General features: G+C 71.9%; 4 protein-coding genes. All 4 read right to left on the bottom strand.

The window, feature by feature from the left end; translation table 11 throughout:
- A partial coding sequence (opcA, locus tag HCJ92_RS21555) for a glucose-6-phosphate dehydrogenase assembly protein OpcA (RefSeq protein ID WP_167935278.1) occupies positions 1-1,016 on the bottom strand: 1,016 nt, incomplete at its 3' end.
- Positions 1,013-2,572 carry a glucose-6-phosphate dehydrogenase gene (zwf, locus tag HCJ92_RS21550; RefSeq protein ID WP_338054306.1) on the bottom strand — a complete coding sequence of 520 codons (1,560 nt, stop codon included), beginning with the start codon at positions 2,570-2,572 and terminating at the stop codon, positions 1,013-1,015. The genes zwf and opcA, both read right to left, overlap by 4 nt.
- Before the next feature lie 8 nt (positions 2,573-2,580).
- Positions 2,581-3,711 (bottom strand): transaldolase, encoded by a 1,131-nt coding sequence (gene tal / locus HCJ92_RS21545; protein WP_167935277.1) that lies wholly within the window; start codon positions 3,709-3,711, stop codon positions 2,581-2,583.
- Between the two features lie 32 nt (positions 3,712-3,743).
- The coding region (tkt, locus tag HCJ92_RS21540) for a transketolase (protein WP_167935276.1) at positions 3,744-5,597 on the bottom strand (1,854 nt) is incomplete at its 5' end.

The raw sequence follows: 5,597 nt of genomic DNA, 5'->3' as shown, positions 1-5,597 counted from the left end.
GCGGCGGCGTCCGACGCCTCCGGAGTCGCGGGTGCGGCGTCGGCCGGGGCGGGCTGCGCCTCCCCGTCGGCCGACGCCTCGGACGTCGGGAGGTGTGCCAGCCGCGCCACCCCGAACCGCAGCGCCGAGGCGTACGCCTCGTCCGGGTCCAGCCGCCGCAGCTCCTCCGCGATCAGCTCGGCGGTGTCGCGCCGGTGCAGCGCGACATGCCGTTCGGGCTGGCCGGGGACGGCCAGCTCCGCCAGCGAACCGTGGGGCCGGTCCAGGCAGATCTCGCCGTCGGCGGTGTGGAGCCGGACCGCGGTGATGCCCGGTCCGGCGGAGAGCACCCGCCGGACGGGGACACCGAGACGGTCGGCGAGCCACAGCGCCAGCAGCTCGGTGCTGGGGTTGTACTCCTCGCCCTCGACCACGGCGCCGGTCACCGGCGCGTGCCGCTGGTCCAGCGCGGAGGCGAGCATGCTGCGCCACGGCGTGATCCGGGTCCAGGCGAGGTCGGTGTCGCCCGGGGCGTAGGCCGCCTCGCGCCGGGCCAGGCAGGCCACCGGGTCCTCGGCGGCGGCCATGTCGGTGATCCGGCGCTGCGCGAGCGCCCCCAGCGGGTCGGAGGCGGGCCGCTCGGGCGCGTCCTCCGGCCACCACACCACCACCGGGGCGTCCGGCAGCAGCAGCGGCAGCACCGCGCTGTAGGAGTGCGCGGCGAGCTCGCCGTGGAGCCGCAGCAGCACGGTCTCCCCGGCGCCGGTCTCGCCACCGACGCGCACCTCCGCGTCCATCCGGGCGCGGGCCCGGTCCCGGGGCGACCGCCCCGGGCGCCGCACCACGACCAGGATGCGCGAGGGGTGCTCCTTGGACGCCTCGCTGGCCGCGCGCAGCGCGTCGTAGTGGTTGCCCTCGTCGGTGACCAGGACCAGGGTCAGCACCATGCCGACGGCCGGCGAGCCGGTGGCCCGCCGGGCCTTCATGAGCGCCGCGTTGATCTGTCCGGACGTCGTGTCCGTGAGGTCGATCTTCATGGCCGCCGCCAACTCCGTCCGTCCCGAGCGAGCATGTCGTCCGCGGCCTCCGGGCCCCAGGTGCCGGCGGTGTAGGGCTCCGGCTTCCCCTGCTCGGCCCAGAACTCCTCGACCGGGTCGAGGATCTCCCAGGACCGCTCGACCTCCTGGTGGCGGGGGAAGAGGTTGGCGTCGCCCAGCAGCACGTCCAGCAGCAGCCGTTCGTACGCCTCGGGGCTGGACTCCGTGAAGGACTCGCCGTAGGCGAAGTCCATCGTGACGTCGCGGATCTCCATCTGGGTGCCCGGCACCTTCGAACCGAACCGCAGCGTCACCCCCTCGTCCGGCTGCACGCGGATCACCAGGGCGTTGTTGTTCAACTCCCGGGTGTCGGTGGCGTCGAACGGCGAGTACGGGGCGCGCTGGAAGACCACCGCGATCTCCGTGACCCGGCGCCCCAGCCGCTTGCCCGTGCGCAGGTAGAACGGCACCCCCGCCCAACGGCGGTTGTCGATCTCCAACTTCAGCGCCGCGTAGGTGTCGGTCACCGACTCGGGGTCGATGCCCTCCTCCTCCAGGTAGCCCAGGACACGCTCGCCGCCCTGCCAGCCCGCGCTGTACTGGCCCCGCACCGTGTGCCGGGCCAGGTCGGAGGGGAGGCGCACGGCGCGCAGCACCTTGAGCTTCTCCGTCACCAGCGCCTTGGCGTCGAAGGAGGCGGGCTCCTCCATCGCGGTCAGGGCCAGCAGCTGGAGCAGGTGGTTCTGGATGACGTCCCGTGCTGAGCCGATGCCGTCGTAGTAGCCGGCCCGGCCGCCGATGCCGATGTCCTCGGCCATCGTGATCTGCACGTGGTCCACGTAGCCGCGGTTCCAGAGCGGCTCGAACATCGTGTTGGCGAACCGCAGCGCCAGGATGTTCTGGACCGTCTCCTTGCCGAGGTAGTGGTCGATCCGGAAGACCTCGTGGTTGGGGAAGACCCCGTGCACGGTCCGGTTGAGCTCCTGCGCGGACGCCAGGTCGTGACCGAACGGCTTCTCGATGACCGCCCGCCGCCAGCTGCCGACGGGGGGTTCGGAGAGCTGGTGCTTCTTCAGCTGCCGGACGACCGTCGGGAAGAACTTCGGGGGCACCGAGAGGTAGAACGCGAAGTTGCCGCTGGTCCCGCGCTCCTGGTCCAGCGTGTTGATGGTTTCCCGCAGCCGCTCGAACGCCTCGTCGTCGTCGAAGACGCCGGGAACGAACCGCATCCCCTCCGAGAGCTGCTGCCACACCTCCTCACGGAAGGGTGTGCGGGAGTGCTCCTTCACCGCGTCGTGCACGACCTTGGCGAAGTCCTCGTCCGCCCAGTCCCGGCGGGCGAAACCGACCAGGGAGAAGCCCGGGGGCAGCAGCCCCCGGTTGGCGAGGTCGTACACCGCGGGCATGAGCTTCTTGCGGGAGAGGTCGCCCGTCACGCCGAAGATCACCAGGCCGGAGGGGCCCGCGATCCGCGGCAGGCGCCGGTCCTGGGGGTCGCGCAGCGGGTTGGACAGGGCGGGGTCGCCGCCCTGTCCACCCGTGGAGTGGCTGCTCACTGGTGTTGTCAGCCCTTCTTCGGTGAGAGCCGGTCCAGTTCGGCCTTGGTGGAGGCCAGCAGCTCGTTCCAGGCCGTCTCGAACTTCTCCAGGCCCTCGTCCTCCAGCAGCTGGACGACCTCGTCGTAGGAGATGCCGACCCGGGCCAGCGCGTCGAGGTCCGCCCGGGCACGGGCGTATCCTTCTTCGCCCTCGGCGCTCACCGTGTTGCCGGTGATCTCGCCGTGGTCGGCGGTGGCCTCCAGCGTCGCCCCGGGCATGGTGTTGACGGTGCCCGGCGCCACCAGCTCGGTGACGTAGAGGGTGTCGGGGTAGGCCGGGTCCTTGACGCCGGTCGAGGCCCACAGCGGACGCTGCGCGTTGGCACCCTTGGCGAGCAGCGCACGCCAGCGGTCCGAGGCGGTGACCTGCTCGTACGCCTGGTACGCGAGCCGGGCGTTGGCGATCGCGGCCTTGCCGCGCAGCGCGGTGGCCTCGTCGGTGCCCAGCGCGTCGAGCCGCTTGTCGATCTCGGTGTCCACGCGGGAGACGAAGAACGACGCCACCGAGTGGATGCGCGAGATGTCCAGGCCCTTGGCGTCGGCCTGCTCCAGGCCGGTCAGGTAGGCGTCCATCACCTCGCGGTACCGCTCCAGGGAGAAGATCAGCGTGATGTTGACGCTGATGCCCTGGGCGACCGTCTCGGTGATGGCGGGCAGCCCGCCCCGGGTGGCCGGGATCTTGATGAGGGTGTTGGGGCGGTCCACCAACCAGGCCAGCTGCTTGGCCTCGGCCGCGGTGGCCTCGGCGTCGTGGGCGACCCGGGGGTCGACCTCGATCGAGACCCGGCCGTCCCGACCGCCGGTCACCTCGAACACCGGGTGCAGGACGTCACAGGCGTCCCGCACGTCGGCGGTGGTGATCATCCGCAGGGCCTCCTCCACGGAGACACCGCGCACGGCGAGCTCGGCGACCTGCCGCTCGTAGCCCTCCCCGGCGGAGATGGCCTTCTGGAAGATGGCCGGGTTGGTGGTGACCCCGACCACGTAGCTCTGGTCCAGCAGTTCGCCGAGGTCGCCCGAGGTGATGAGCCGGCGGGACAGGTCGTCCAGCCAGATCGCGACGCCCTCCTCGGAGAGCCGCTTGAGTGCTTCGGTCATGGGAATCGCAACTCCTGCTCGGTCGTGTGTGGTCAGCCCTGGGCTGCGGCGAGGGACTCCCGGGCGGCCCGCGCCACGGCTTCCTCGGTGATGCCGAACTCGCGGTACAGCGTCTGGTAGTCGGCGGAGGCACCGAAGTGCTCCAGCGACACCAGACGGCCTGCGTCACCGATCCACCGGTACCAGGTGAGGCCGACGCCGGCCTCGACGGCGACGCGCGCCCGCACCGACGGCGGCAGCACGGTGTCGCGGTACGCCTGATCCTGCTCCTCGAACCACTCGACGCACGGCATCGACACGACGCGCGTGGGGATGCCCTCCGCCTGGAGGGTCTCCCGCGCCGCGACGGCGAGCTGGACCTCGGAACCGGTGGCGATCAGCACCAGACGGGGGTCGCCGCCCTCGGCCTCGGTGTGGACGTAACCGCCGCGGACGGTGTCCTCGTTGGCCGCGTAGGTCGGCACGTTCTGCCGGGTCAGCGCCAGGCCGTGCGGCGCCGGGGCGTCGGTGTGGCGGCGCATGATCTCGCGCCAGGCGATGACGGTCTCGTTGGCGTCGGCGGGCCGGACCATGTTGAGCCCCGGGATCGCGCGCAGCGCGGTCAGCTGCTCCACCGGCTGGTGGGTGGGGCCGTCCTCGCCGAGGCCGATGGAGTCGTGCGTCCACACGTAGGTGACGGGCACGCGCATCAGCGCCGCGAGCCGCACCGCGGGCCGCATGTAGTCGGAGAACACCAGGAAGGTGCCGCCGTAGATCCGGGTGTTGCCGTGCAGCGCGATGCCGTTCATCGTCGAGCCCATGGCGTGCTCACGGATGCCGAAGTGCACCGTGCGGCCGTAGGGGTCCGCGTTCGGCAGCGGGTTGCCGGCAGGGAGGAACGAGCTGTCGCCGTCGATCGTGGTGTTGTTGGAACCGGCGAGGTCGGCCGAACCGCCCCACAGCTCCGGGATGACGGCGCCGAGCTTCTTCAGTACCTCGCCGGAGGCCTTGCGGGTGGCGACGGCCTTGCCGGGTTCGAAGGACGGCAGCGCGTCCTCCCAGTTGTCCGGGAGCTTCTCGGCCCGGATGCGGTCGAACTCCGCGGCGCGCTCGGGGTTGGCCTCGCGCCAGGCGGCGAGCCGCTCGTCCCACTCGGCGTGCGCGGCGCGTCCGCGGTCGACGACCTTGCGGGCGTGCGCCAGTACCTCGGGGTCGACGTGGAAGTCCTGCTCGGGGTCGAAGCCCAGCAGCCGCTTGGTGGCAGCGACCTCCTCGTCGCCGAGGGCAGAGCCGTGGGCGGCCTCGGTGTTCTGCGCGTTCGGCGCCGGCCAGGCGATGATCGATCGCGCGGCGATGATCGAGGGGCGGCCGGTCTCGGCCTGCGCGGCGAGCAGCGCCAGCTGCAGGGCGGCGGGGTCGAGGTCGCCGTTGTCGGCCTGCGGGACGCGCTGCACGTGCCAGCCGTACGCCTCGTACCGCGCCAGGACGTCCTCGGAGACAGCCGTCTCGGTGTCGCCCTCGATGGAGATGTGGTTGTCGTCCCACAGGAGCACGAGGTTGCCGAGCTTCTGGTGGCCCGCGAGGGAGGCGGCCTCGGCGGAGACGCCTTCCTGGAGGCAGCCGTCGCCGGCGAACACCCAGATGGTGTGGTCGAACGGCGAGGTTCCGGGGGCGGCGTCCGGGTCGAAGAGACCGCGCTCGTAGCGCGCGGACATGGCCATGCCCACGGCGTTGCCGATGCCCTGACCCAGCGGACCGGTGGTGGTCTCCACACCGGTGGTGTGCTTGACCTCGGGGTGACCGGGGGTCTTGCTCTCGAAGGTGCGGAACGCCTTGAGGTCCTCCAGCTCCAGGCCGTAACCGGAGAGGTACAGCTGGATGTAGAGGGTGAGGCTGGTGTGGCCGAC

Source organism: Streptomyces spiramenti (assembly GCF_012034385.1).
In the GTDB taxonomy this organism is placed as follows: domain Bacteria; phylum Actinomycetota; class Actinomycetes; order Streptomycetales; family Streptomycetaceae; genus Streptomyces; species Streptomyces spiramenti.
The sequence above is the reverse complement of the archived record's forward strand: the minus strand, read 5'-3'. Positions and strand labels throughout refer to the sequence as shown.

What these genes read in the sequence shown, in the direction of transcription:
- tal (WP_167935277.1), bottom strand. Translation starts at nt 3,711, where the DNA reads ATGACCGAAGCACTCAAGCGGCTCTCCGAGGAGGGCGTCGCGATCTGG.